Below are 26251 nucleotides of genomic sequence, written 5' to 3'. Positions count from 1 at the left end.
CAACCCATTTTTGAAGAAACGCTATACCCTCATCAAGCTGTTAATAATTCTGCTTTTGCCCATTTTGGTTATGGGGCAGGGCATGGGATTCAGACAGCTGACGACAAGCCGCGGACTTTCCCAGAGCCACGTTGCTTCGATCGTGATGGACAAAAAAGGCTTCATGTGGTTCGGCACCGATGACGGCCTGAACCGGTTCGACGGATACACATTCAAACATTATAAGCACGACCAAAGCGATCCGCGCAGCGTTAACGACAGCTACATTCTCGATTTGCTTGAAGACCGCCACGGACGACTCTGGGTTGCAACTTCCAGCGGACTAAACCGCTTCGATTTTGACAAAGACCGCTTCGTGCGCTTCGGCGGGATATTGGGCACGCGTTCTGTCAATAAAATCTTTGAAGACCGGGCAGGGAAATTATGGCTCTGCACAGATGAGGGCCTGGTGTTGCTGGACACCGAAAAGGACAAAGCCAAGGTGTTTTTACAGGCTAGTCCCGATAACAGCGCGTATAGGAAGCCGCTCAATATAACTTGCATTGCAGAGGATTCGAAAGGGAAGTTTTGGGTCGGCACCAGGCAAGGGCTATACATCTTTGATCCGGCAACACTGCGCTTCCGGGCTTATAGCGGAAGGACTAGCCAGGGGCGGCTGCATTCCAATTGGATCAAAGTCCTGTATAAGGATAAAAATGACAACATTTGGGTGGGCACGCGCGGTGGCGGGCTTTCCATGCTGGAAACAGGCAGCGGAGATTTTAAAAGTTACTTGAACGATCCCGCCGACAGCCTGAGCATCTCGCACAATGATATCCTTTCAATCGCCCAGGATTCGGACGGCAAGCTCTGGATTGGCACAGAGAACGGCGGCATCAGCATTTTCAATCAAACAACCGGCCTGTTCCAGAGGATAGGCCACATTGAGGGCGACAACACGGCCCTGAGTGACAATTCGGTTTACTGCATTTACCGCGACCGGATCAATAACCTTTGGGTAGGCACGTATTCTGGTGGGGTCAATTTTTTATCCCGGTTCCGCAAAAAGTTTTCCACCTACCGCAAGACAAACGCGCTCAGCAATACATTAAGTAACAATTTGGTTTTAAGCATTTGCGGAGATAAAGATCCTGATAAAGTCTGGATCGGAACAGACGGGGGAGGGCTGAACCTTTTCAACAGGAAAACCAAAAAGTTTACAAATTTCCGGCATGATCCAGCCATCCCCAACTCACCCAGCAATAATTATGTGATCTCCATAACGCGAATTTCTGATGATATGCTGGGGCTTGCGTATCACATGGGTGGATTTGATTTTTTCAATACACGCACCGGAACATTTACGCATCATTTACCGGCTCCGGCCAATCCTTACAGCCTTACCACCGCGGATGTCAACAATATTTTCAAAGACCGGCAGGGTGGCATATGGCTGGGCACATGGAATGGCGGACTTGATTTTTACGATCCTAAAACCGGACACATCACACATTACCAGCACGATCCTGCCAACGATGCCAGCATCAGCAGCGATATTGTGACCAAAGTTTTCGAAGACCGGCAAGGGAGAATCTGGGTAGGAACTTTCCAGGGGCTCAACCTCTTTGACCCGCAGACCAAAGGCTTTAAGCGGTTTCATGCCCACCACAACAATCACAACGCGCTGTCTAACAATAAAATACAGACTATACAACAGTCGCGGGATGGCAGTTTATGGATCGGGACATTGGGCGGTGGTTTAAATCGATTTGATCCTGACAACAACCGATTTACTTCTTTTACAGAGAAACAGGGACTTGCCAGCAATGTTATATATGGCATTTTAGAGGACAAGAAAGGGCATCTCTGGTTGAGTACCAATAATGGTCTGAGTGATTTTGATCCAAAAAATAAAACATTCAGAAACTTCGGGCTTGCCGACGGCTTACAGGGTAACGAGTTTAAAAGTAACTCCTGTTTTCAAACGCAGGACGGTGAAATGTTTTTCGGCGGGGTAAGAGGCTTTACTTCTTTTTATCCTGACAAACTGACTGATAACACACATTTGCCACCTGTTTACATTACCGAAGTTTTGTTGTTCAACAAGCCCGTTGCGGCCGGTAAGGACACTTCAATGGACAAAGCAGCCATTCAAGCCACGCAGATTAATCTTACCCATGAGCAATCGGTGTTAGCATTTGAATTTGCAGCGCTCAACTATACGATGCCTGAAAAAAACAAATATGCATACATGCTCGAAGGTTTTGACAAAGACTGGACATTCAGCGGCACGGCGAGGAAGGCAACTTACACCAATCTGGATCCGGGCGACTATGTTTTTCGGGTCAAAGCGGCTAATAATGATGGAATATGGAACAAAGAGGGAGCGCAGGTGCGGGTGCATGTTGCGGCGGCCTTGTGGCAAACAATCTGGTTCAAACTGGGCTGCGGGGCGCTGGCGATAGCGTTGCTGCTTGGTTTGTACAGAATCAGGATGCGTGTTATCAAGTCACAGAAAGAGGCATTGGTTTCGCAAGTCACAGAAAGGACGAATGAAATAAACCTGCAAAAACAGGAAATTTTGAACCAGACGCATCGACTTCAAGAGCTAAATACTCAATTGCAAATACAAAACCAGCAGGAGCAGCTTGCTCGTCAGGACGCCGAGAAGGCCAATGTTGCCAAAAGCGTTTTCCTGGCAACCATGAGCCACGAGATTCGGACGCCGATGAATGGCGTGATGGGCATGGCGATGCTGCTTTCGCAAACCGCCCAGACGACCGAGCAGGCCGAGTATACGGAGACCATCATCAAAAGCGGCGATAGCCTGCTCACGGTTATTAACGATATCCTGGATTTTTCCAAAATCGAATCCGGGAATATGGAGTTGGAGCATCTGGATTTCGACCTCAGGGAATGTGTTGAAAGTGTTTTGGATTTGTTTGCTTCCAAAGCGGCAGAAATAGGCCTGGACCTGGTTTATGAGATAGACGTGGACACACCTTCGCAAATCAACGCGGACAGCCATCGGCTGAGGCAGGTGCTGATTAACCTGGTCGGCAATGCGATCAAGTTCACGGCATCAGGGGAAATATTTCTGAGCATTAAGCAGGCAAAAAAGATTGCCGGTGATCAGGTCGAGTTGCAATTTAGCATCCGGGACACGGGGATAGGCATTCCCGAAGACAAGCTTAGTAAGCTGTTTGTGGCATTTTCGCAGGTAGATTCTTCCCATACCCGCAAATACGGTGGCACTGGTCTGGGACTTATCATTTGTCAGCGGTTAATTGGCCTAATGGGCGGCACCATATGGGTGGAAAGCATCCCTGGCAGCGGATCTTGCTTTTATTTTACTATTATGGCGGGCATTGCCAGCATGCCTTCGAAGCAAAATGTTTTGCTGCCCCTGGCAGAAAATGAAGGAAAATCTGTTCTGATTGTTGATGATAACAGCACGAACCGGAGGATTCTTGAAATGCAAATGCACCAATGGAAACTGTCTTGTACGCTGGCATCATCGGCAGCCCAGGCGCTGGCTTATCTGCAAGCCGGCCAGCATTTCGATATGGTAATCACAGACCAGCAGATGCCCGAAATGGATGGCATTGAACTGGCTGCACAAATCAGGCAGCGGCATCCGGAGCTTCCCATCATATTGTTGAGTTCGGTGGGTGATGATTCGGGTAAAAACGAGAAAGCACTGTTCGCACAAGTGCTTACAAAGCCTGTTAAACATGCGCATCTGGAAAAAACCATTCAGTTAATTCTGAAATTGGGGCACAAAATGAAAGCTGCTCCCGAGCCGCAAAACACACTGAATCTTACTACTGAGTTTGAGCAGCATTACCCCTTGAACATTCTGCTGGCCGAAGACAATGCTGTCAATGAGAAGTTGTTTGTGAGCATTCTGCGAAAACTCGGTTACAGTCCTACCATCAGCCGCAACGGAGCTGAGGCTTATAAGGAAGCCGTTTCGACCAACTTCGACGTTGTTTTTATGGATGTGCAGATGCCTGTACTCGACGGTTTGGAAGCGACCAGGAAGATCAGAAGCGCGACTATCAGCCAGCCTTTCATCATTGCTATGACTGCCAACGCCATGCGTGAAGACAAGGAAGCTTGTTTGCAGGCAGGAATGGATCATTATTTGTCTAAACCGCTGCGGCTTGAAGAACTTAAAGCTGCCCTTCAATTGGGTTATAAGCAGATAAAGGCTCACTAGCAAAAAGAGGTTGCGAACATGCAACCTCTTTTTGATTATAATCTACGGCAGTTTCTGACCAGGTGTTTTACAAAACCTTATAATTCTGCCCAGTTTGACCGCCTGCTACGCTTTTGACATAAGCTTGTGCAACGCGATGCATTGAAACAGGCACGTGGCCAGGGAAAAATGGGAAATATCCGGGCGACTCTTCCACTACATCCGGTCCGACTGCATTGATCCGAACACCATTTTTGAGCTCGATAGCGGCGGCCCTCACAAAGGCGTCAATCGCACCATTTATTGCACTCACCGCAGCGCCCAGAATAATCGGATCGTCTCCCATGGTTCCCGATGTTAAGGTGAATGAGCCGTTTGGATTAATGTACTTTTGGCCGATCAGCACTAGGTTAACCTGACCCATCAGCTTGCTGTCCACTCCGGCGCGAAACTCGTTTTCAGTCATGTCGGCGAGCGGGCCGAAATGGCCGTATCCGGCAGTGCTCACCACCGCGTCGAATGGGCCGACTTTTTCAAACAGGGCTTTGATAGAAGCTGCATCCGCGATGTCCACCTGGAAGTCGCCACTTTTTGAACCGACCTGAATAATCTCATTGCCGTTTTCCAATGCTTTTACGACGTGCTTACCTATGGTCCCGGTAGCGCCGATGATAATAATTTTCATAGTAATGATTTGTTTTACAAAAGAGGAAAGTTTTAAACGTTAAGTCAGTTTTCTAACTTCTTTTGTAAAGGCGTTGCTGTGAAAGTTTTACTATCTGTTCCAAACACCAGTGTTGGACATTTGACCCTCAATTTACCGATTACTAACTCAACCTCACCAGTCAATCAACGGCTTTGAGAACAAAATTCTATTAACGTTTATTTGTGACGGCTTAATAAAGTTCTGGTACACACACTATGCTTTAACCTATACGCACACTATATTTTATTTTGGGATACAGAAAACATACAGGCTATCCCAATCTGTCGAAACGCCGGAAGCAATTGATCTAATGTTGCTCGGCGATCTGGATCAGGTTTCCGCAAGTGTCATCGAACACTGCAATCGTAACATTACCCATTGTTTTGGGCTCTCCGGTGAACATTACCCCCAGTTTCACCAGCTTTTCATAACTTTCTCTGATATCATCGACACCGAACATGGTGGCAGGGATATGTGCATCAAACAATTCTTTCTGATACACCTTCGCAGGCCCGAAAGCAATCGGTTCCAGCAGCAATTCCACCTTGTGATCGTCTTCCGGTGATACAACGGTCAGCCATTTGTACTCTCCGATGGGAATCTCATTTTTTACTACAAATCCCAATTTTTCGGTATAGAACTGCTTTGCTTTTTCCTGGTCGTTGACCATCACACTGGTTACAATGATTTTCATTTGCTTGAATTGTTTAAGATTTAGAATTTGAAATCAGGCGGCGGGAAGCGATTGCGTGGGTTTCTTTTTCAGGATCAGCGCGCAAATCAATGATACGATAAGGCCTACGGGTAATATTTCAAAGTAGGTAAATAAAATGACCATCAATGGATTTTTATACATTTCGCGGTATCCATCCATTTTGACAGATTCTGCCTGCAACTCCTGCGCGCTTGCGCCTTCCTGCTGTAATTCCCGCATAACGTGCGTTGCGTAACGTTCCATAAATTCCGGAACGAATAAATAGTAATCTACCAGCCAGACAATCACGTAAATGGTCGAGGCGATTAAAGAAATATAAAGACCTATCTGAAATGCCTTGCCGAATGAAACGAAACCGCCGTTGTATTTATCCCTGAAATTCCGGACACCTACGAAAATTAATGAAAAGGAGAGGAGCATGGCCGCATAGCCCAGCAGCATGTTCCCTTCAAAATTATTGCTGGAATAACAGACGGCGATGGACAACACCATGAACACCGACACAATGATCCCGGCAATGGTTCCGCAGACAAGGATTATTTTTCTCATAACGCGATCGTTTGGTTTGGTTGGGCAGCAAAATTGGCGAGTCAATCGCTAAATTAACTCATACTTTTGGGTGATTTTACCTTTAAAGAGACTTTTTCATGCCAAAGTATGATTGGCCGCTAGGGGATGAGGCTCAGGCGTTTGGCCTTTTCGACGGCCTGGGTGCGGCTCTTGACTTCCATTTTTTCGAACAATTTCGAAGAGTGGGTTTTAACCGTGTTAAGGGAAACAAAAAGCTGCCCGGCAATTTCCTGATTACTCAGTCCTTCCGCGATCAGATTAAGCACTTCGAGCTCTCTTTTGCTTAGTCCCAGTAATGCCTGTTGCTGCTCATTGAACTGAAAACTCTTGCTTTCAATAAAAATTTCCTTCTCTATCACAACCGTCTCAACTTTGGGCTTGGTCAGTTTCATGGCGATCCAAATGCCCAGGCCTGTGAAAAGCAATGCAATGGCGCCTGCGTAGATTTCAAAGATATGATTGATAATGATAAACCGCAGTTCCAGCCACTTTAAAAGGAACAGCAGCATGGCCAGCGATATCCCGTAAAGAATTGTTGCTTTGTGCTTTTGAAGAAATTCCGAAGTCATTCAAAAATAACGGTTGGCGCAGTTGACGCATCAAAAATAATGTTTCCACCGAATTAATGGCATTTAAATAAGCATCTTTTTACAGCTGCTTATGACTAATGTAAATTACTTTTAATATTAACATAATGTATAGTTATTACAAAAAGTATTAATAGTACGGACATCAAAAGAGGCCATGAACACTCATAGCCTCTCTGCTTCGTAAAGCTGATCTTTAAAATAACAATTAACTAATTCAAATTTGATATAACCTTACTTTGAAATAAACTTATTGAATCTGCTCTCTTTTCCATCGGCAGTTTCGCTCTGATAAAGGAACTGTAGGTTTCCTTCGTCAAACTTTTCAAAGAACTCGTCCCAGCCAATTTCTTCGAGCGTGTCTTTTCCTGTGTAACCAGGGAAGTCAATTCTCAGTATGCCTGTTTCTGATTTTTTCTTATTCGTACCTTTCACCATCGCTGGTTTTCCACCTCGCTGTTCGACCCAGGCGCGAATCTCTTCATGGTCGGTTGTGGTGTTGGATTTGGAATCAGAGTCGCTGTCTTTCTTCGCGCTGCTCTTGGAAGCCGTTTTAGACGCTGTTTTTGAGCCCGTCTTGGATGCTGACTTTGTTTCACCTTTGTCTGCTGAACTTTTAGAAGCCGGAGTTGCCGACTTTTTTGAATCGCTCTTGGCAGCCGTTTTCGTTGTCGCTTTATCTGCTGTGGACTTAGCAGCCGAAGCCGTCGATTTTTTCGGTTCTGATTTGGCGGCAGCTTTCGGTGCTGCCTTTGTTGCGGTTTTTGTTGCCGCCTTTTTAGTATCGGATTTTGCTGTTGTAGTAGCCATGATTATTGGTTGTTGATATATGCCGTTTTTTAATAAAAAAGCATGCCGCGGAATCACAAAAAAAGGGAGCATCCAAAATATTGGATACACCCGCTAAAAAGAAGAGGATCATGTGATTACCTTGAAGAAGATCCGCCAGGCATGTTGGCTAATTTAGCTTCGTCATCAGCTATCTTTCTCTTCAATGACTCAATGTCTTTTCTCAGATCATCCAGATGATCCGACGCTTTTCGGGCGCGCTTGGCGTCTTTACGGGCGCCGCTTGCGCTATTCCCCGCACGGCGCGCGAGCTTCTTATCCTGAGGGTCGCTGCCCAGCCGCTCCGCATTTTTCTGATTATCATCGGCTGATCGCTGCGCTTGTTCCGCTGTTTTTTCAACATCCCGGGTGGCGCCGTCCAGTTCGTTTTCCAGCTTCGCGAGCTCGGTTTTGCGCTCGTTTAATTTTTTATTCAGCTCAATACTCTCTTTCTGCTCTTTTAATGTGTTGAGGGAATCCCGTGACACGACTTGCGCGGTTAGCGGCATGGCAACAGAGAGGAGTCCTAGCAGTGCTAGCGTTTGGATGGTCTTGATTTTCATATTGGTTTATTGTAAGGTCAAAACCGAATTGCAATAATCGTGCCGCAAATAAATGCCGGACAGGATCGAAATAGCGGTTTTTTGTGGAATTATAAGCGTTGGTTCTCGGTTACCTAACAGCCTTAAAGGCCCGTTTGATTAACTCATTATTATTAGCCATACTTTGAAAAATTTTCCAAAAGCTCTGCTGCTCGTTTGGGGAATGACTTTAACAGCTTGTGAAGGCGTATTTCAGTACAATCCCAATCAGGTCATTTTTAAGGAAAACGAGACCAATTTAAATCAAAAAAACATCGACCGCATCCAGGCAATTCCTGTAAAGGACACGCTACGGTTTATCCTAATGGGTGACACGCAGCGCTGGTATGACGAGACAGATGATTTTGTGAAAAGTGCGAACAGTCAGAAGGATGTGGCCTTTGTCGTGCATGCCGGTGACATTTCGGACTTCGGGCTTTCGCAGGAATTCAAATGGGTGAATAAGATTATGGTCAAGCTTAATTGCCCTTACCTGACCGTTATCGGGAATCACGATCTTGTTGCGAATGGTCCCGCGGCCTACAAAAAAATCTACGGCCCTATGGATTACTCGTTCGAGTACGGGCACAACAAGTTTATTTTTATTAATACAAATTCAAGGGAATACGTTTTCAACGGCTCGGTTCCCAACATTAACTGGCTGCAATCCCAACTCGCCGATAATCCGGACAATAAGAATGCGATCGTCGTGGCGCATATCCCGCCGTTCGACGGGGATTTCGACCCGGCATTGGCCGATGATTATTCCGGGCTGCTTGCGAATGACAAGAATGTAAAGTTTACACTTTACGGTCACCAGCACACTTTCAAGGACGGAACGTTTTACAACGACGGTGTGCATTACTACCTAACAACCGCCATGGGAGAGCGGGGATATTGGCTTTTGACAACCTGGAAAGGTGGCTATAAGGCAGAAAGAATTGAATACTGAATGCCATGAAAAAAATAATTTTACTACTTATCCTCCTTACGCCACTAACAAGCTCTGCACAAATCCGCGATGATGTGGATGCGAAACGGAAGTGGTTTATGCCGGATCATATCAAATTGCAATTCGCCGGGAACATTGGGTTTTTGTCGGGCGGGCCGGGTTACATTTCTCGTAACAAAACATTGGAAACCGACTTGTTATTTGGTTTTCTGCCCCAGAAATTTGGCGGCGACGGTCTGATAAGCACCACGCTCAAAACCACTTACTCGCCAAGGAGCATTCCATTGAAAAGCGACTATTATATCAAACCGTTTTCACTTGGTTTTTATCTGAGCTATACATTCGGAACACAGTTCAATACGAAACTTCCCGAACATTATCCCGTTGGCTATTACTGGTGGGCAACATCTTTGCGGCCGGGCGCATATATCGGTGGAAAAATAGGAAAGGATGTCTCGATCAAGAATCGCCAGCGGTCAGTGGAATTGTATTATGAGCTGGGGACCTATGATTTGTTACTGATCAGTTATGTCCAGAATACCGGTTACCTGCGTCCGTCCGACATTGTGAACCTGGCACTTGGAGTGAGATTTGGATTTTAAACACTTTTCTCACCCGCTTTTCGGGCAATGTCGCGGATCACATCATCCAGCTGCTTGGCCGACATTAGCAGATGATCGAGGAGTTCCTGTTTTTCAATGTCTGTGTGCTCGTAGTTTTTGATGAGATCCACAATGCCCATGAGCCGTGCCAGCGGGGCACGCACCACGTGCGATTGCAGGAACGCTATTTCTTCCACATAATTCCTGAGCCGCGAGTTGCTGGATGTGATTATCTCGGAATTCTTCCTGTTTTCCAGGATCATTTTTAAAATCGCAACGGCCCGGTCTATCACATTCAGCTCATCTTCATCCGGTGTTTTAATGTGGTCGTAATAAATGGCAAAAGTTGCGGTAACATTACCTTCGGAATCCAGAATGGGGTGCGACCAGCAAGACAGAAGTTGATAAGGAAGCGCCAGCTGCCGGTAATTTGCCCAGCGCGGGTCATTCGCGATATCACTGGAAATCACTTTTTCTTTCAGATAGGCGGCAGTTCCGCAAGACCCGTGATTATTCCCGATATCCAGACCATCTAGTGCCTGGGTGTAAGCAATTGGGAGGCTCGGGGATGACCAGTTGTCCAGTTTACCATCCACAATGCCGGTTATCGAGCATTTCATGCGCGGATAGATATGCTCAATGCCCAAGAGATACTCAGAAAGCACTTTTTGAAGCGGAATTTCTCTATCGGAATTTAAATCGAGAATCTTCTTTTCTAATTGTTCCAGGATTTCAAAGCGCTTGTTTTCCGTAACATCCACCATTACACCGCGCAATAGCGTTGGCACACCATTGGTTTTAATGACGGCAACAATGTCTTTCAGCCACACAATGTCGCCGGTTGCGGAAATCATGCGGTAATCAAAAATATGATTTTTCCCGTCCCGGAGCTGGCGGTGGCAATAGCCGATCGCCTGCTCGCGATCATCCGGATGGATGCGGTCCTGCCAGAAATTTTTCGTGTTTATCCAGACTTCGGGTGCGTAGCCAAGAATGCGGACGGCCTGGTCGCTTACAAAGGAAAATTCCAATGTTGCCACATCGGCCTCCCAAACAATTCCATCGACGGTCTGCACAAGGGACTCGAACCGATCCTCCCAATTTCCGACACGTGCAGCAGGTTGCGTAGCATTCCAGGTCTTGTCGAGGACCTTTCCATTAACCAAGCTCAAATCCATATTTCTGAATTTAGTTATTCGGGCACATCGTGGAGGTAAATACAGAGTATAATTACAATATATATCCAAAAAATCAATAAATCATGCTTTCGGCGAACTGATTTTATCGGATATCCCCGGTCCGGGATGTGTGATCGTTAACACGGGCAAAAAGACCCGTGTCATTCCTTATTTTCCGCCTCGATTTTTCCTATCGCCGCTTCCAGGTCAATGCCTTCGCCAAGCACGGGTTGAAACAGATCTCCTTCATTTTCCAACCGGTCCATTGCATTCAGAATCGTAAAATGGCGCAGCTGCAAACCAATCTTTACCTCTTCCCAGTGCAGCGGCATCGACACCGTTGCGCCTGGCTTGGGCCGCACTGAATAGGGGGCTGCAAGCGTTGCCTTTGGCCTGTTCTGGAGATAATCGATGTACAATTTTCCCTTCCGGTTTTTGGTCATCCGCTCGATGCTGGTGAAGCCAGACAATTCCTGCTGCACCTGGCTCGCAACCCATTGCGCAAAGAGTTGACATTGATCGTACGAATATTTGGCGCCCAGCGGAATGTAAATGTGCAGGCCTGTCGAGCCGGAGGTTTTGCAATAACTTTTAATGTCCAACGAGTCCAGCAGCTGCTTGATAACGAGTGCGGTTTCTATCACTTGTTCGAATGTGTTGGTTGTGTCCGGATCCAGGTCCAGCAGGCACCAGTCGGGGTTGTCGGGTTTGTTGGTGCGGCTGTTCCAGGGGTTCATATCAATGCAACCCAGATTAGCCATATATAGCAATGCAGCTTCATCATTGCATATCATGAAATTCTTTTCCTGTTCTTCGTCGTTGGAAGTGTAAGGAAATGTTTCCACCCAGGCCGGCACTTTACCTGTAACATCTTTTTGATAAAAACTTTTGCCGTCAATCCCATTCGGATAGCGGTTCAAAGACAACGGTCTTCTTTCCAGGTAGGGCAATATGAAAGGCGCTATCTGATAATAGTAGTTGATCAGATCTCGCTTGGTTAGTTTTTCCTGATGCCAGAAAATCTTGCTCAGGTTTGAAAACTTCACCTCATTACCATTGATTTTCCTGACCTGCGTCTCGTCGGTTGGATTAAGCAGTGTTTTACGTTTCGATTTTGCAGGCTTTGAAATAATTTCATCATTTTTCTCCGACTTTTCGGCAGACTTAGCTTCCGGTTTCTTCTCCTCGTCAACCACTTGCCCGGTAGGCTGCTCTATCTCACGGACCACGTCTTTCGCCTTCTTGTCTTCACGCATTCCCTCAAATGACGGATGCCTGAATACGCCGTCCGAAGTCACTTCTGTAAAACTTACTTCACAAACCAGCTCCGGTTTAAGCCAGGTTGCATTTGCCTTGGGCGGATTGGGCCGGAAACGGGAAGGTTTGTTGTAGTCCGGCGTTTCCTTAAATGGGCTGTTCTCTGTTTCCAGCGGCTTAAACAGTTCCAGCATTTCCTTTTGCTGCTTATCCTTAAAACCAGTCCCCACTTTCCCCACATACTGCAAAACGCCCTGATCATAGGCAGCAAGTAGCAGCGCGCTGAAATGTTTTGACGTGCCTGCATTACGCGTATAACCGGCAACGATCACTTCCTGCCGCTTGTTAACCTTGATTTTAAGCCAGTCATTCGTCCGCAGCCCGGCGAGATAAGGGCTGTCTGATCGTTTAGCGATAATGCCTTCAAGCCCCATTTCCCGTGCAGCATCAAAAAAAGCGGTTCCCTCCGAAGCAATGCTGTAACCAATCCGGACCGGACTGTCCTCAGTAACAATGCTTTGCAGAATGGCTTTCCGCTCGGTCAGCGGCAAATGCATCAGGCTTTTACCTTCATACCAAAGAATATCGAACACATAGTAAATCAATTCACCGTCCGCCTCGCTCCGCCAGTTTTGCAGAGCGCCAAAATCCGAATGGCCTTTTTCATTGATCACAACAACTTCACCATCCAGCACCGCATTGATTTTCCAATCGCAAAGGCCTTCATGGATGGGATAGAACTTGTCGTTGAAAGATTTTTTATTGCGTGATTTCAGCTCTGTAACGCCTTTATTCATGTAGGCAATGGCGCGGTAACCATCCCATTTGACCTCATATTCCCAACCGGGATCATCGAAAGGTGCGTCTACGAGCGTAGCGAGCATAGGCACGATGTCGTCTGGAAATGCTGCTTTTTTCCCTTTCTTTAAGAGCGCTGCGGCACTTTTTTCGTCGGATTTATCATCCTTTTCATTCTCTATATATTCGTCGATCGGAGCGGCTTCGTCTTCCTTATCTTTATCTTTCTTTTTTTCGGCTTTATCGGCCTTCTTTTTGTCTTCTTTCGATTCCCCGTAAACGTTGTCTGTGGTCGCTTTTATTCCTTCAAGTGTTTTGTTTGAGATAACCGATTTGTCTTTTTTCGTAATGTCCGCGTCCGAAGCAAATTTATCCCGGTGCTTAATGAGCAGCCAGGAGTTCTCCGACATGCCTTTTGTTTTGACCAATGCAAATTCACCTTTCAGTTTTTTGCCTTTCATCCGGATCTTCACGGAGCCGGATGAAAGTTCTTTGAGTAGTATTTCTTCTTTCTCTTTCTTTGTTTTTGCTTCTTCCAATGGCTCATAAGTGCCTTCATCCCAAACCATTACCGTGCCTGCCCCATAGTTACCTTTCGGGATTATGCCTTCGAAATCTTTATAATCATAAGGATGATCCTCCACCATCATGGCCAGCCGCTTCGTTGCCGGGTCCAGCGACGGGCCTTTGGGAACCGCCCAGCTTTTCAGCACACCATCCATTTCCAGCCTGAAATCGTAATGCAGCCTGGACGCATGATGTTTCTGGATGACAAAAATGAGTTCTTCCGAATCAGCTTTACCGCCTTTTGGTTCAGGTGTTTTTTCAAAGGAACGTTTCTCGTTGTATTTGGTCAGGCTCATGGTTTTAGTGGTTTAATGGAACATTAGTCTGTCAGCTCGGCGACAAGCTCTTTAAGTTTCGCACCGTTTTGGAGTGCATGACCGCCGACGTCGTTGTTAAAAAAGGCCCAAACCTCGTGGCCCTGCTTAACCCATTCGCCGAATTTCAGTGCATATTCTTTCAACGTCTCATCGGAATACGAAGAACTATATAGCGATTCCGGGCCGTGAAAGCGGATAAAGATGTCTTTGGCAGTGATTTCTTCATAATAGGGAAACTTCTCCGACTGTGCGAAAACGAGGGTTACCTTGTGTTTTTTCAGCAGTTTGAGGCTTTCATCGGAGAACCAGGATTCATCCCTTACTTCCATGGCGAAACGGTAATCACTGTAATCGCTTTGAAGTAATTCATAAAATGGCCTGACAACCGCTTCGTTAAACTTTACATTATCAGGCAGCTGGATCAGCACAGGTCCCAGGTGTTGTTTGACTGGTTCAAAAATGTTGAAAAAGCGCTGTAAGGGCTCTTCCGGGTCATGTAGCTTCTTCATATGACTCAGATAACGGCTCATTTTGGGACAAAACAGGAAATCCTCAGGCACCATCGTGATCCATTTTAGGACTGTTTCCTGGGTAGGCAGTTTGTAAAAGCTACCATTCAGCTCAGAGACGGAAAAGTGGTCCGCATAGAAAGAAATGTAATCGGTCGGCTTCATTTCATTTGGATAAAAGATCCCTTTCCAATGCTTATAGCTCCACCCGGAAGTCCCAATATGTATGCGATCCGTTGCTTTCATAACGTGATGATGTGGGAACGATTGAATAAAATAATCATACCGACTTGGCGCTGAGCCGCTGGCAGGAATGGTTTTTTCGTTGTTGGTTGCTTACCAAATCATTTTGTGATGAGCATTATCGATATTCTTGGCGAACAGGAGGAAACTTTGGGAACTGCGGAAGACCTTCGTGAAGAGATTATTGTTGAAAGTTTGCAAGAGGAGCTTTCGGGGAGTTTGGTTAAGATAGAATTTGAAACTTCCATGGGACTTTGCAGGGGTTATTATCACTCCGGCGAGTTGGGCCATGAAGAAGTAAATATGGAAGAAGCGTCGATGGAGATTCTGAAAGCGCTATTTCCCGCTTGCAATGGTGTTTTTGTGCATCAGGCAAACCGCGATTGGGTTGAGATCAGTCTTGCCGAGCATATAAGCGGGTTTCCTGAATACAAGCTCTATAACCGCGTTGTTTCAGGAGGGGCCGCATAGCTTCACAGCCGAATTCGGCAGGTTTGCGTAAAAAAATTTCCGTCAAATCCTCAATTATTTCGAAATTGGGACATTGAGTTACGTCAAGCCGTTTATTTTATGAAGGATATCACCGTTGGAGAACTGAAAGCCATCAAGGTTTTTCAGGATGTGCCTGACGATCAGCTGCAATGGATGATCGACAGAAGTAAGCATTACGAATTGCCGGAAGGCGAATTTATGACATCGCCGGGCGAGCCTCTAACCGGCACCCACGTCATCTTTTCCGGCCGGATTGAGTTATACCGCATTCAAAACAATGCAAAACTATTTATTGCTGAGCTGCTTCCCGGCACTATAACCGGGTCCCTGCCATTTTCGCGAGGAAAAGTTGGCGTGGCTTATGGCCAGTGCACGGAATTGACGCAGATCATGACGTTCCCGGTTGAGCTGATGCGCGAATTGATCATTTCGCATTATGAGCTTACCCAGGCGCTGGTGATCGTAATGACGTCCCGTGTACGCGAATTCACTGAATTGGAGCAGCAGAATGAGAAAATGATGGCGCTTGGGAAATTGTCAGCAGGCCTCGCCCATGAGCTTAATAATCCTGCTGCGGCGATTGTAAGAGGTTCTGTTTCTTTGAAAAAACACCTTTTGTTGCAGCCCGGAGCGTTCAAAAAGCTGATCTCCATTCACCTTTCCCCGGAAGAAATTGAGCTCATCAATGAGAAAATGCTTCAAATCATGGCTACGAAGGACAGGCCGGTGATGAGCATGATGCAGCGTTCCGAGCGTGAGGACCAAATCCTGGACTGGCTTGATATGAACAGCATTGGGGAATGCGACGATATTGCGGAAAATATTGTAGAATTTGGCATCACCGAGGATGATCTGGAAGAGCTTAAAAGCAAAATCAACAAAGATGATTTTTCCCCGATACTGCTTTGGATCAACAACAACCTGACCACGGAGCGGATGGTAGCCGACATTCAGGAAGCGTCCAAAAGGATCGCTGATCTGGTGGGATCGGTGAAGACATTCACGCACATGGACAGGGGCGGGGAAAAAGAAGTGATAGACATTCACGTCGGCATCAAAAATACGCTCACGATGCTGAATTATAAGTTGAAAAAAGCTAATATTAAAGTTACAGAAGAGTTTGATCTCAGTCTGCCGCATGTTAAAGTGATGGTGGGCGAGCTCAATCAGGTCTGGACAAACCTGATTGACAATGCAGTAGATGCGCTGGAAAATCAGCCTGATCCGGAACTACGGATCATTACACATCATGATAAGGAGTTTGTAAAAGTCTCCATTTGTGATAATGGTCCGGGTATTCCGGCCGAAATCAAGAACAAAATCTTCGATCCGTTTTTTACAACAAAGTCAGTTGGAAAAGGCACGGGATTGGGCCTGGACGTGGTCATACGCATTATAAAGCAGCACCACGGCTCGGTAACATTGCACAGTGCCCCGGGTAAGACGGAATTTTTAGTTTGTTTTCCTATCAATAATTAATTTAGATTTCTTTTTACCCTTTAACAGCAGTCTACTATGGGTTTGCCCATTATATTTTCAATTGACGACGATCCACAGGTTTTGCGGGCGATCAGCCGCGACCTGAAAGCCCAATATAGGGACAGATACCGCGTACTGAGCACTTCCTCCGTTAGCGAAGCCATGGAAAGCCTGGTCGAACTTCAAAACAAAGGCGAAGAAGTGGCCATATTCGTTTCCGATCAACGCATGCCGGAGATGCAGGGCGTTGATTTCCTGGAAAAAGCAATGGCTATTTTTCCTTTCGCTAAAAGGGTTTTACTGACTGCTTACTCAGATACAGATGCGGCCATTAAGGCGATTAACGAGGTGCGGCTGGATTATTATCTGATGAAACCATGGGACCCGCCCGAAGAAAAGCTGTATCCCGCCATTGATGAATTGCTGCACGACTGGCAGGCCAATTACCGTCCTGACTTTACAGGCATTAAAGTGATAGGTTATCAATTCTCTCCTAAGTCCCATGAGATCAAGGATTTTCTTGCGGGCAATCTCGTCCCGTATTCATGGATGGACGCCAGTTCGAGTGATGTCGGCAAGCAGATCATCAAAACCAACGGACTTTGTCCCACCGACTTTCCGACGGTCATTTTCGAAGATGGGACGATCCTGAAAACGCCATCGTTACTGGATGTAGCTTCACATATCGGATTGAATGCGAAGGTGAAGCTGCAAGTTTACGATGTGGTCATTATCGGTGCTGGTCCGGCTGGGCTGGCAGCATCCGTATACGGCGCGTCAGAAGGTTTAAGTACTTTATTGATCGAGCGCAAAGCGCCTGGTGGTCAGGCTGGTACGAGTTCCAGGATTGAGAATTACCTGGGCTTTCCGGCGGGTTTGAGCGGGTCGGAATTGACGAGAAGGGCCATTACACAAGCCACGCGTTTCGGAACAGAATTCCTTTCGCCGCAGTCGGTGAAGGAGATCAAATTGAAGGATCAGTACAAGACCATCGTGCTGGAAGATGATACGGAAATCAATGCGAGAGCCGTCGTTATCACGACGGGCGTTGACTATCGCAAGCTGGAAACCAAAGGAATAGCGGAATTTACAGGCAAGGGCATTTACTATGGCGCGGCCAGCACAGAAGCCAGTTCCTGCGGTAACAAGGATGTTTACGTGCTCGGCGGAGGTAACTCGGCAGGCCAGGCAGCCATGTATTTATCCAAATTCGCCAAAAACGTTTACATTATCGTCCGCAAGAACGATCTGACTTCTTCGATGTCGTCCTACCTCATTGACCAGATCAAAAACACAGATAATGTCTCGATACTGGGTTGTACGGAAATTATGGAAGCAAAAGGGGACGAGCATTTGGAAGCTTTGAGATTGGTTGACCTCAATTCCTCAGAAGAGCGTGAGGTTCCGGCCGATGCGCTGTTCATCTTTATCGGGGCGAGACCTTATACAGACTGGGTTGGTTTACAGATCATTAAAAACAACAAAGGGTTTATAGAAACCGGCCGCGATATGAAGAGCCACAAGAGTTTCCGGCAGGTCTGGAAAATGCAGCGTGATCCTTATTTGCTCGAAACCAGCTCTCCCGGCATTTTTGCCGCAGGCGACGTACGTGCCGGTGCTATGAACCGTGTCACTTCCGCAGTCGGAGAAGGTTCTATGTCGATTAGTTTTGTTCACCAATATTTAAGTGAAGTATAATGGATCAGGTTTGTCAACACATTAAGAAAATCACCGAAATCAAAAAAGAGGCTGCTCACGTATGCGAGGAATGCGTGAAAGTGGACGGCAGATGGCTGCACCTGCGGACCTGCCAGACCTGCGGCGCAACATTATGCTGTGACAGCTCGCCGGCAAAACACATGACGCAGCATTATCACCAAACCGGCCACCCCGTTGCCAGCTCGGCAGAGCCCGGCGAACAATGGCTTTGGTGTTACAAGGATGAATCATTTGTCGAATACAATTAGGCATTGAAATTTCGGGATTGAATTTTGTAACTTCGTCTATGGAAAAACCGACTTCAATCCCGGAATTTTATAAAGATACTTCACAGCTGATCCCGGAGCCAGTCCAGAAGGAGATCGGCCATTTCAACATTTTCCGGACGGAGGATCTTTTCAGGGATTCCAAGCCGAAAGCAGTTCCTTACAACCGGCGGGCTTACTATAAGATCAGCCTGATCATCGGCAGAAACCGTGCGGAGTATGCGGATAAAGTTATTGACATTCAAGAAAATGCATTGCTTTTTGCCACACCCCAGATTCCCTATAACTGGGAGGCACTAGATGACAAGCAATCCGGAATGTTCTGTATTTTTTCAGAAGATTTCCTTACCCAGACCAACAGCGGGATTCTATTGAAGGATTTGCCCGTTTTCAGGCCCGGTAATGTGCCAATTTTTTTCCTGAACGATGAGCAGCTTGCGGACGTTAAGCACATTTTCAATAAAATGTTCAAAGAAGTTTCTTCCGATTACGCATTCAAATATGATCTGCTGCGTAATTATGTGCTCGAACTGATTCATAGCGGGCAGAAGTTACAGCCTGCCACAGGTCTTTTTAATGAAACCAATGCGCATAAGCGCGTTTCTTCCCTTTTTATTGAGCTGCTCGAACGCCAGTTTCCCATCGAGCCCCCGCACCAGAAACTGATGTTCCGTTCGGCAAAGGATTATGCGGATCAGCTGACGATCCATGTTAATTATCTCAATAAGGTTTTGAAGATGGTGACGGGCAAAACCACTACTGAACTCATCATTGAGCGTATTATCAAAGAATCCAAGATCTTGCTGAAACACACAGACTGGAACATTTCCGAGATCGCGTACAGCCTCGGATTCGAGGAACCTTCACACTTTAATAACCTCTTCAAAAAACACATAGCATTAAGTCCTCGTGCATTTCGGGCATGAGATTTGATTTTTGTAAGTTTTGATTTGAAAGCGGCAAGCTTGCGTCTGCTACATGGCATAACTTTGTTCCATCAAAAATCAAACTAACAGAAAGATGGAACAAGGAAATAAAATAGCTCTGATAACAGGCGCCAGCAGAGGATTAGGGAAAAATATGGCGCTCAATCTCGCTCAGCAAGGAACCGACATTATTGTCATATATCGCAGCAAGGAACAGGAAGCGCTTGAAGTTGTGAAGACGATCGAGGCCATGGGCAGAAAAGCCGTCGCTATGCAGCTGGATACGGCAAATACAAAGCTTTTCGATACATTTTTTACGGATCTTCAATCCGTTCTGGAAATTACCTGGAACCGCAAAACTTTCGATTCTCTGATCAATAATGCCGGCATAGATGCCAATTCTAGATTCACTGATACAACGGAGGAGGATTTTGATGCATTAATGAATGTGCATTTCAAGGGCGTTTACTTTCTGACCCAGAAAGCATTGCCTTACATTGCGGATAATGGCCGTATCATCAACCTTTCCACTGGGCTAACCCGTTTTGCAACACCGGGTTACGCAGCATATGCATCTATGAAAGGCGCTATTGAAGTCCTAACCAAATATCTGGCGAAAGAATTGGGGCACAGAGGCATTACCGTGAATATCGTAGCACCCGGGATCATTCACACCGACTTCACTGAACGAGCATTCAAGGCGCACGAAGGATTGGAAGCGCAGATCAATTCCATTACTGCATTGGGCCGGGTAGGCGAGCCGCAGGACATTGGCGCGGTGGTTGCGTTCCTTTGCACCGAGGGCGCCCGCTGGATCAATGCCCAGCGGATCGAGGCCTCGGGTGGGATGAACCTTTAATGTTATATCTTTTTTCCGGCGAGTTTTAAATGCAGGTCAATATCGTTTTTGATGACCGCATCGTCTGGTAAGGCAGGATCGGTGGCGTAGGTGATACCCCATTTGGTCCGGTCTATTTTTAGTTTAGCCTCCACTTTCAGATTATCTCCGTTCAAATCAATTTTGGCAGGAAATGAGATTGAATGCGTGATTCCTAGCATCGTTAAATTCCCGGTCACCAGTTGATCGGCGCCTGCAATTACATTTTCACCAGTTCCGCTGTAAGACGCGACGCCTGTAATGTTGAACTTTACTTCCGGGTGAAGCGCCATATTAAAGAAGTCCGGGCTTTGTAAATGGTGCACCAGCGCATGCTTCAATTCCTCTGTCGGCAGGTTAAAGTTGACGATAGAGGCTATCGGAATGGTGAAAGAACCGCTCTTGACCTGTCCTTCACGAATGACCAGGCTTTCACTTTTGATGGCAATGGAACCTTCATTGAAATACTCATTTCTGAGATATCCTTTCCATTCCGCGACGGAAACGGATTCATCGAGCTTGTAATTTGTTGATTGCACATCGTGATCTGCGCAACCGAATGCAATTGAAATTGAGGCTAATAGACTAAAAAGTTGCTTTTTCATTGTTGTTTTTGTTTTGGTTGCTTGATCATGGCTTTGATTAATGATGCAAAACTAAGGCGTGCACGCACGGAAGCGCCTACGCGAAACGGAGTAAAACCTACGCGAGACGAATTATCCGTAATTGACTTCGGAATAGGTATTCGTTTGAATAAATGTGATATTTACAAAGAGGAACTAGAACTAAATCCCCTGTAATGTCAGTAAAAGGGCCTATCATATTGATTGAAGACGATTCCGATGACCAGTTTTTGCTTAAAAGCATCGTAGAGGAATTGCAGATACCAAACCCGATTATTTTCTTCTCAAATGGTCTGGAAGCATTGCTTTTCCTTGAAACGACTGCGGAGCAGCCGTTCATCATTTTCTGTGATATCAACATGCCGGTTATGAACGGACTGGAACTCCGCCAGCGCATTGAGCAGAATGAGTATTTAAAGAAAAAGTCAATCCCGTTCGTGTTTTTAAGCACCGCAGACAATCCCCACATCATTTCAGTAGCCTATGAGGCCACGATCCAGGGATTTTTCAAAAAGGAGAATAGTTTTGAAGATCTGAAAAAACGGATCGGCACCATCTTCGAATATTGGCAGAGCTGTCTGCACCCGAATAATTACGTATAGGACATGCAGCATTCAATGTCGGGCAACTATTTCACCCAAAGGCTATCTGTGAAATAATGCTTGCAATCCAGGAAGTGTTCGATCACTTTGAAGCCATTATTATCTGCGGTTTCTTCAATTTCTTTTAATGTATATTTTTTAGATAACTCCGTACGGATCAGCTCGTTCTGGGCGAAATCGTAGCATTTGTCTATACGCTGCAGATGGATTTTCTGCACTACCAGACTTACCAGGTAACTTCTCACTTCACCATTGATAGGGTTGTAATGGGAGTAGAAGTCAAATTGATTGGTTTTGATGTTCCCGCCCAGTTCGCGATTGATCCTGGTGAGGAGATTCATATTGAATGCTTTGGTAATGCCCTGCGGATCATCATAAGCGTTGCGGATTGTAGCCGGGTTTTTCTGTAAATCGAAGCCCGTCAGCAATTTGTCTCCTGGCTTCATGCTTTGGTTGAAGCTGGTGAGCAGATCGTTCACCTCATCTTTTTCATAATTGCCAATGTTGCCGCCCAGAAAAAGAAACAAGCTGGGCGTTTCGGAAGAAGCCAGCTCCTCTATCATGGAAAAGTAATTCCCGATCATCGGTTTGATCTGTAAATCAGGCAGATGGTCGAGCATATTAGCTTCCAGCTCTTCTATGGCTTTTGCGGAGATATCAATGGGCACATAAGAGAATTGCACCCCGTTCTCAACCAGTGTTTTAAGCAATTGGCGCGTCTTAATGCCATCACCAGCTCCGAATTCCACAATGTTAAAAGGCTGATCAAAGTTTAGTCTTTCGATGATCTGGTTTCCCTGCAATGACAGAATTTCAAATTCACAGGCAGTAGGGTAGTATTCCGGCATTTTCATGATATCCTGAAAAATGACGCTGCCTATATCATCATAGAAATATTTGGAAGAAATGTGCTTCAGTGGCGCCGAAAGGCCTTTGTGTATATCTTTTGCGAATGTATTGTCCGACATATTGTTGTGTTAATTCAATTACTTCACCAGCCTGATGCCCGTGTATTGCCAGCGTTCGTGTGCTTGAAAAAAGTTGCGGTAAGTTTTGCGGCTATGCTCAGGCGAAGTTGCAACAGATGCCCCACGGAGCACCATTTGGTTAATCATAAATTTTCCGTTGTATTCGCCTACGGCACCCGGAGCCTTCGAAAAGCCGGGGTAGGGCAAGTAAGCGCTATTCGTCCATTCCCAGCGCTTGCCCCATTGGAACTGCTCCGATGCAATTTCCCACTCCGCTTCGGTTGGTAACCGCATGCCTCTCCATTGCGCATAGGCGGAAGCTTCGTAAAGGTTAATGTGGCTCAGGATCGCTTCCGGGTTCACTGGCTGTAACCCGTCCAGCGTATAGTAATGCCAGGCTCCTCTTATTTTATGCCAGTACATGGGAGCATTGATCGCGTTGTCGTTGATCCACGACCAGCCTGCATCCAGCCACAGGTTAAAATCCTGATAACCGCCCGCTTCCATAAATTCAATGTATTCAGCATTGGTAACCAGCGTTTTGGAAATTTCAAAATCGTGCAGATACACTTTATGCCTGCCCAGTTCATTATCAAAGCAAAAGCCGGGGCCGTTGAACCCTATCTCGTAAACGCCCTCCGTAACCTGAGCAAATCCGGAGTCTTCATTAACGTCATTCACCAGATTATAGCCCGATTTGTAAACCGGAAACAAAGGGTTATGGCCCAGGATATATTTGATGTCCGTAACGAGCAATTCCTGATGTTGCTGCTCGTGGTGCAGGCCCAGTTGCACCAGCGTTAATGCTTCGGGATCTGTTAATGTTTCGAGCAGGTCGGACATATGACGATCCACATGTTGCCGGTAAGCGTACACATTTTTGGTCGTTGGCCGTGTAACATTTCCCCTGTCGGTGCGCAGGGTGCGTTCGCCTACATTGTTATAATAACTGTTGAACAGATAGTTGTAGTCGTTATCAAAAACCTGGTATCCGGGGTGAAAAGGTTTAAGAATGAATGTTTCAAAAAACCATGTCGAATGCGCCAGGTGCCACTTAGGCGGACTTACAAACGGAACAGGCTGCGGGACATAGTCTTCGGTTTCAAGGGGCTCACAAATCGTTTCCGAATGTTGCCTCACACGATTGTATGCTTCATTAATGGCGGTGGTTGTCAGCGGATACATATTCTTTTAAATCTGTAATAGTTCTTATATTCAATGACTGTGCCTGTTCTTTGCGCATCATCAAAGCATAGGCATTATTGAAACCGATTGGTTTGAGCCATTTTAGGTTATACTGCTCGTCAAAGCCGTTTTGAACGTAACTAAAAACCTTCTCACGACTGCCTGCAAGTGCTGCCAGGTCGTTTTTAGGCGGTTTCAGGATCACTAAAAGCCCCGTTCCTGTGTATTCAGGGTACATATCGATCTCGTTATTGGTTAATGCATCAAAACAGATCTTCGTTCCGCCAAGTCCCGTTTTTGTTTCAACTTTTAAATCCGTATTCCCTTCGATCAGCGCTTTGTACATGTTGATCAGAATGTATTGCTCGGCAAAGATTTTGGAGCCCAGCCGGATCGTGCCTTTGTTTCCGTTTCGAGGCTTTTTATAAAGATTATTAGCCAAAATAAAATCATGCGCTACTTTTTCCGGGCTTTGTTTCAGGTAATCAACCCTGTAATTCAGATCGGTCATGATCGAATCGTTAATCGTTCCGGACAAGAGATTCAATGCACTTTCCAGTTCCGGAAATTGAAGCAAAACCTCTTTTCTAACCAATGGAGAGGCATAATAGGGCGGAAAAATGCGTTTGTCATCTTCCAATGTAATAAGATCGTACGCTTTAAGCCTCCCATCCGTGCTATAACCACTGATGACATCGATTTTCTTTTCATATGCCGCCTTGTACATTACTGCATCGCTGATCACAACGGTCGGCATATCCAGTTTGTATTTTGATTTCAAACCCAGATAACCATCTTCACGCCCCATAAACTCAGGCGTAAAGCCACCCAGAATTTTCGCATCTGCATAAGGGAATATGTAAAATGAGGATAGCAAGAGCAGTAAAACCGGCAGAATGACGGACACCTTGCGCATTTTCCTGACATTCGCTCTTTGAACCAAAGACAGCAGCATATCAAAAAATATGGCGAGCAATGCAGCCGGGATCGCTCCGGCGAGGATCATGTTCGAATTATTCAATGCAATGCCTCCGAAAATAAATTCGCCCAAACCGCCCGCTGCAATGTATGCTGCAAGGGTCGCAACGCCCACATTAATGACCGTCGCCGTGCGAATCCCAGCCAGGATCACCGGCATAGCAAGCGGAAGCTCCACATTAAACAAAACCTGCGAGCTGCTCATGCCCATTCCGCGGGCAGCTTCCGTCACGGCCGGATTTACGCCGCGAATGCCCGTATAAGTGTTCCTAATGATCGGGAGCAACGCATACAAAAACAACGCATTGATCGCCGGAAGCGCGCCGATGCCCAGCAGCGGGATCATAAAGCCAAGCAATGCGATGCTCGGAATGGTCTGCAACACGCCAGCAATGCCCAGGACGAGCCATGCCGCCTTATTTCGCTTCGCGATCCAGATTCCCAGCGGCAGTCCTATCAGGACGGCAATCAGCAAAGAAATACATGTCAACCCGATGTGCGCAAGCGTCTGGCTCCAAAGTTTATCGGATTGCTGCGCGATGAATTCCCACAAACTTTGCTGCACTTCCATTAAATCTGCTGTTTTAACTTTTTGTAAGCTTCCTGAATATTGGAAGTCGTGAACAACTTTAATTTATTCGCAGCCTGATTACGAACAGCCAGCGCCTCATTTCCGGATTTTGAAAGGAGCTCCATGCCCGACCATAAGCTCGTTTTAGCATTCACTTCAGCATTAGGCGCGTTATTAACGGCATCAAAATCAGCAGTAGTAACAACATCCCAAATGTACTCAAAGGTGACCGCGCTCAGTTCGAGAAACAAGCGCTGGTGATCAAAGAATGTTCGGACAAATGTATTCGCGGGTTTCAGGATCAGCTCTTTTGCGGTTCCGGTCTGGACGATTTTACCTTTATCCATTAAACAAATGCTGTCTCCGAGCTCAAATGCTTCCTGCACATCGTGGGTTACGAGCACGATGGTTTTTTGTTTCAATTCAGGCAATTCTAGAAATTCCTTGCGCACGCCAGCGCGCGTAATCGGGTCAAGCGCACCGAAAGGTTCGTCCATTAATAAAACGGGCGGATCAGAAATGAGCGCACGCGCAATGGCAACACGCTGCTGCTGGCCGCCGCTGAGTTCATCGGGATATTTGTGACCGAACGCTTCCAGCGGAAGCTTCAACTGGTTCAGTAACTCCTGTGCTCTTTTGCGGGTTTTGGCCTTATCCCATTTCAATAGCTTTGGAACAACCGATACATTTTCCTCAACCGAATAATGTGGGAAAAGACCATTGCTCTGGGAAACGTAACCGATTGTACGTCTGAGCAATTCCGGTTGCTGATCAAAGATATTCTGGCCATTGATGGAAATAAAACCACCCGAGGCGTCGATCAGTCGGTTAAGCATCTTCAATGTTGTGGTCTTTCCGCATCCGCTTGTGCCCAGCAATACCATGGTTTCGCCTTCTTTTACTTCAAAAGAAATGTCATCAACTGCCCGGATATCATTAAAAACTTTGCTAATGCGTTCGGCAATGATCATGAGT

General features: G+C 46.2%; 24 protein-coding genes. 10 read left to right on the top strand and 14 right to left on the bottom strand.

Annotation, left to right across the window (positions count from 1 at the left end):
* The first annotated feature begins 10 nt into the window (after nt 1–10).
* Entirely contained in the window at nt 11–4201 is a 4191-nt protein-coding gene (locus G395_RS31245; protein WP_157486774.1) for a hybrid sensor histidine kinase/response regulator, read from the top strand.
* Between the two features lie 67 nt (nt 4202–4268).
* On the opposite strand, the gene G395_RS0122485 is transcribed toward G395_RS31245, so the two are convergent.
* The 6 genes from G395_RS0122485 to G395_RS0122460 form a co-directional block, all read right to left on the bottom strand.
* Nucleotides 4269–4865 carry a short chain dehydrogenase gene (locus G395_RS0122485; protein ID WP_026632143.1) on the bottom strand — a complete coding sequence of 199 codons (597 nt, stop codon included), beginning with the start codon at nt 4863–4865 and terminating at the stop codon, nt 4269–4271.
* A 328-nt stretch (nt 4866–5193) separates the two neighbouring features.
* Nucleotides 5194–5580 (bottom strand): VOC family protein, encoded by a 387-nt coding sequence (locus G395_RS0122480; RefSeq protein ID WP_026632142.1) that lies wholly within the window; start codon nt 5578–5580, stop codon nt 5194–5196.
* A 33-nt stretch (nt 5581–5613) separates the two neighbouring features.
* A complete protein-coding gene (locus tag G395_RS0122475; RefSeq protein WP_026632141.1) occupies nt 5614–6150 on the bottom strand; it encodes a DUF4199 domain-containing protein in 537 nt (178 codons plus the stop codon).
* Nucleotides 6151–6269: 119 nt separating this feature from the next.
* The gene (locus G395_RS0122470; protein ID WP_026632140.1) at nt 6270–6740 is read right to left on the bottom strand and encodes a helix-turn-helix transcriptional regulator; all 471 of its coding nucleotides are present in this window, start codon (nt 6738–6740) and stop codon (nt 6270–6272) included.
* Nucleotides 6741–6992: 252 nt separating this feature from the next.
* Nucleotides 6993–7568 carry a hypothetical protein gene (locus G395_RS32550; protein WP_035361894.1) on the bottom strand — a complete coding sequence of 192 codons (576 nt, stop codon included), beginning with the start codon at nt 7566–7568 and terminating at the stop codon, nt 6993–6995.
* Between the two features lie 116 nt (nt 7569–7684).
* A complete protein-coding gene (locus G395_RS0122460) occupies nt 7685–8149 on the bottom strand; it encodes a hypothetical protein (RefSeq protein WP_035361888.1) in 465 nt (154 codons plus the stop codon).
* 163 nt (nt 8150–8312) lie between these two features.
* On the opposite strand from G395_RS0122460, the gene G395_RS0122455 reads away from it, so the two are divergent.
* Nucleotides 8313–9119 carry a metallophosphoesterase family protein gene (locus G395_RS0122455; RefSeq protein ID WP_035361887.1) on the top strand — a complete coding sequence of 269 codons (807 nt, stop codon included), beginning with the start codon at nt 8313–8315 and terminating at the stop codon, nt 9117–9119.
* Between the two features lie 5 nt (nt 9120–9124).
* Complete coding sequence (locus tag G395_RS0122450) at nt 9125–9721, top strand: hypothetical protein (RefSeq protein WP_026632136.1); 597 nt, start codon at nt 9125–9127, stop codon at nt 9719–9721.
* Here the strand turns inward: G395_RS0122450 and G395_RS0122445 are convergent.
* The 3 genes from G395_RS0122445 to G395_RS0122435 form a co-directional block, all read right to left on the bottom strand.
* Complete coding sequence (locus G395_RS0122445) at nt 9718–10899, bottom strand: PAS domain-containing protein (RefSeq protein WP_026632135.1); 1182 nt, start codon at nt 10897–10899, stop codon at nt 9718–9720. The genes G395_RS0122450 and G395_RS0122445 overlap by 4 nt on opposite strands.
* Nucleotides 10900–11060: 161 nt before the next feature.
* Nucleotides 11061–13817 carry a DNA ligase D gene (ligD, locus tag G395_RS0122440; RefSeq protein ID WP_026632134.1) on the bottom strand — a complete coding sequence of 919 codons (2757 nt, stop codon included), beginning with the start codon at nt 13815–13817 and terminating at the stop codon, nt 11061–11063.
* A gap of 23 nt (nt 13818–13840) precedes the next feature.
* Complete coding sequence (locus G395_RS0122435; RefSeq protein WP_026632133.1) at nt 13841–14593, bottom strand: DUF72 domain-containing protein; 753 nt, start codon at nt 14591–14593, stop codon at nt 13841–13843.
* Nucleotides 14594–14701: 108 nt separating this feature from the next.
* On the opposite strand from G395_RS0122435, the gene G395_RS0122430 reads away from it, so the two are divergent.
* The 6 genes from G395_RS0122430 to G395_RS0122405 all read left to right on the top strand — a co-directional run bounded on the left by G395_RS0122430 (nt 14702) and on the right by G395_RS0122405 (nt 20331).
* The gene (locus G395_RS0122430) at nt 14702–15061 is read left to right on the top strand and encodes a hypothetical protein (RefSeq protein ID WP_026632132.1); all 360 of its coding nucleotides are present in this window, start codon (nt 14702–14704) and stop codon (nt 15059–15061) included.
* Nucleotides 15062–15160: 99 nt separating this feature from the next.
* Nucleotides 15161–16561 carry an ATP-binding protein gene (locus tag G395_RS0122425; RefSeq protein ID WP_026632131.1) on the top strand — a complete coding sequence of 467 codons (1401 nt, stop codon included), beginning with the start codon at nt 15161–15163 and terminating at the stop codon, nt 16559–16561.
* A gap of 36 nt (nt 16562–16597) precedes the next feature.
* Nucleotides 16598–18259 (top strand): response regulator, encoded by a 1662-nt coding sequence (locus G395_RS0122420; RefSeq protein WP_026632130.1) that lies wholly within the window; start codon nt 16598–16600, stop codon nt 18257–18259.
* Complete coding sequence (locus tag G395_RS0122415; protein ID WP_035361886.1) at nt 18259–18528, top strand: UBP-type zinc finger domain-containing protein; 270 nt, start codon at nt 18259–18261, stop codon at nt 18526–18528. Before G395_RS0122420 ends, G395_RS0122415 begins: the two co-directional genes overlap by 1 nt.
* 38 nt (nt 18529–18566) lie before the next feature.
* On the top strand, nt 18567–19472 hold the full coding sequence (locus G395_RS0122410) for a helix-turn-helix domain-containing protein (RefSeq protein ID WP_026632128.1): 906 nt from the start codon (nt 18567–18569) through the stop codon (nt 19470–19472).
* A 94-nt stretch (nt 19473–19566) separates the two neighbouring features.
* Nucleotides 19567–20331, top strand: a complete 765-nt coding sequence (locus G395_RS0122405; protein ID WP_026632127.1) for an SDR family oxidoreductase — start codon at nt 19567–19569, stop codon at nt 20329–20331.
* A gap of 2 nt (nt 20332–20333) precedes the next feature.
* Here G395_RS0122405 and G395_RS0122400 read toward each other — a convergent pair whose 3' ends face one another.
* Entirely contained in the window at nt 20334–20954 is a 621-nt protein-coding gene (locus G395_RS0122400; protein WP_026632126.1) for a YceI family protein, read from the bottom strand.
* Nucleotides 20955–21148: 194 nt separating this feature from the next.
* On the opposite strand from G395_RS0122400, the gene G395_RS0122390 reads away from it, so the two are divergent.
* Nucleotides 21149–21574: a response regulator gene (locus tag G395_RS0122390; RefSeq protein WP_026632125.1), complete on the top strand. Its 426-nt coding sequence runs from the start codon at nt 21149–21151 to the stop codon at nt 21572–21574.
* 26 nt (nt 21575–21600) lie between these two features.
* Here the strand turns inward: G395_RS0122390 and G395_RS0122385 are convergent, their stop codons facing one another.
* From G395_RS0122385 to G395_RS0122370, 4 genes are read right to left on the bottom strand one after another with little or no spacing between them, the layout of a single operon-like run.
* Entirely contained in the window at nt 21601–22542 is a 942-nt protein-coding gene (locus G395_RS0122385) for an L-histidine N(alpha)-methyltransferase (RefSeq protein ID WP_026632124.1), read from the bottom strand.
* 18 nt (nt 22543–22560) lie between these two features.
* A complete protein-coding gene (gene egtB / locus G395_RS0122380) occupies nt 22561–23727 on the bottom strand; it encodes an ergothioneine biosynthesis protein EgtB (protein ID WP_035361885.1) in 1167 nt (388 codons plus the stop codon).
* Nucleotides 23699–25276, bottom strand: a complete 1578-nt coding sequence (locus tag G395_RS0122375) for an ABC transporter permease/substrate-binding protein (protein ID WP_026632122.1) — start codon at nt 25274–25276, stop codon at nt 23699–23701. Before G395_RS0122375 ends, egtB begins: the two co-directional genes overlap by 29 nt.
* Nucleotides 25276–26247 (bottom strand): ABC transporter ATP-binding protein, encoded by a 972-nt coding sequence (locus tag G395_RS0122370; protein WP_026632121.1) that lies wholly within the window; start codon nt 26245–26247, stop codon nt 25276–25278. The genes G395_RS0122375 and G395_RS0122370 overlap by 1 nt, the downstream gene beginning before the upstream one ends.
* Nucleotides 26248–26251 lie beyond the last annotated feature (4 nt).

The sequence above is a fragment of the Dyadobacter alkalitolerans DSM 23607 genome (genome assembly GCF_000428845.1).
GTDB lineage: Bacteria > Bacteroidota > Bacteroidia > Cytophagales > Spirosomataceae > Dyadobacter > Dyadobacter alkalitolerans.
This window is presented reverse-complemented; position numbering and strand designations above follow the sequence as displayed.

What these genes read in the sequence shown, in the direction of transcription:
- G395_RS0122375 (WP_026632122.1), bottom strand. Translation starts at nt 25,276, where the DNA reads ATGGAAGTGCAGCAAAGTTTGTGGGAATTCATCGCGCAGCAATCCGAT.
- G395_RS0122485 (WP_026632143.1), bottom strand. Translation starts at nt 4,865, where the DNA reads ATGAAAATTATTATCATCGGCGCTACCGGGACCATAGGTAAGCACGTC.
- G395_RS0122470 (WP_026632140.1), bottom strand. Translation starts at nt 6,740, where the DNA reads ATGACTTCGGAATTTCTTCAAAAGCACAAAGCAACAATTCTTTACGGG.
- G395_RS0122420 (WP_026632130.1), top strand. Translation starts at nt 16,598, where the DNA reads ATGGGTTTGCCCATTATATTTTCAATTGACGACGATCCACAGGTTTTG.
- G395_RS0122450 (WP_026632136.1), top strand. Translation starts at nt 9,125, where the DNA reads ATGAAAAAAATAATTTTACTACTTATCCTCCTTACGCCACTAACAAGC.
- G395_RS0122460 (WP_035361888.1), bottom strand. Translation starts at nt 8,149, where the DNA reads ATGAAAATCAAGACCATCCAAACGCTAGCACTGCTAGGACTCCTCTCT.
- G395_RS0122405 (WP_026632127.1), top strand. Translation starts at nt 19,567, where the DNA reads ATGGAACAAGGAAATAAAATAGCTCTGATAACAGGCGCCAGCAGAGGA.
- G395_RS0122400 (WP_026632126.1), bottom strand. Translation starts at nt 20,954, where the DNA reads ATGAAAAAGCAACTTTTTAGTCTATTAGCCTCAATTTCAATTGCATTC.
- G395_RS0122435 (WP_026632133.1), bottom strand. Translation starts at nt 14,593, where the DNA reads ATGAAAGCAACGGATCGCATACATATTGGGACTTCCGGGTGGAGCTAT.
- G395_RS0122475 (WP_026632141.1), bottom strand. Translation starts at nt 6,150, where the DNA reads ATGAGAAAAATAATCCTTGTCTGCGGAACCATTGCCGGGATCATTGTG.
- G395_RS0122370 (WP_026632121.1), bottom strand. Translation starts at nt 26,247, where the DNA reads ATGATCATTGCCGAACGCATTAGCAAAGTTTTTAATGATATCCGGGCA.
- G395_RS0122480 (WP_026632142.1), bottom strand. Translation starts at nt 5,580, where the DNA reads ATGAAAATCATTGTAACCAGTGTGATGGTCAACGACCAGGAAAAAGCA.
- ligD (WP_026632134.1), bottom strand. Translation starts at nt 13,817, where the DNA reads ATGAGCCTGACCAAATACAACGAGAAACGTTCCTTTGAAAAAACACCT.
- G395_RS0122415 (WP_035361886.1), top strand. Translation starts at nt 18,259, where the DNA reads ATGGATCAGGTTTGTCAACACATTAAGAAAATCACCGAAATCAAAAAA.
- G395_RS0122425 (WP_026632131.1), top strand. Translation starts at nt 15,161, where the DNA reads ATGAAGGATATCACCGTTGGAGAACTGAAAGCCATCAAGGTTTTTCAG.
- G395_RS32550 (WP_035361894.1), bottom strand. Translation starts at nt 7,568, where the DNA reads ATGGCTACTACAACAGCAAAATCCGATACTAAAAAGGCGGCAACAAAA.
- egtB (WP_035361885.1), bottom strand. Translation starts at nt 23,727, where the DNA reads ATGTATCCGCTGACAACCACCGCCATTAATGAAGCATACAATCGTGTG.
- G395_RS0122430 (WP_026632132.1), top strand. Translation starts at nt 14,702, where the DNA reads ATGAGCATTATCGATATTCTTGGCGAACAGGAGGAAACTTTGGGAACT.
- G395_RS0122410 (WP_026632128.1), top strand. Translation starts at nt 18,567, where the DNA reads ATGGAAAAACCGACTTCAATCCCGGAATTTTATAAAGATACTTCACAG.
- G395_RS0122390 (WP_026632125.1), top strand. Translation starts at nt 21,149, where the DNA reads ATGTCAGTAAAAGGGCCTATCATATTGATTGAAGACGATTCCGATGAC.
- G395_RS0122445 (WP_026632135.1), bottom strand. Translation starts at nt 10,899, where the DNA reads ATGGATTTGAGCTTGGTTAATGGAAAGGTCCTCGACAAGACCTGGAAT.
- G395_RS0122385 (WP_026632124.1), bottom strand. Translation starts at nt 22,542, where the DNA reads ATGTCGGACAATACATTCGCAAAAGATATACACAAAGGCCTTTCGGCG.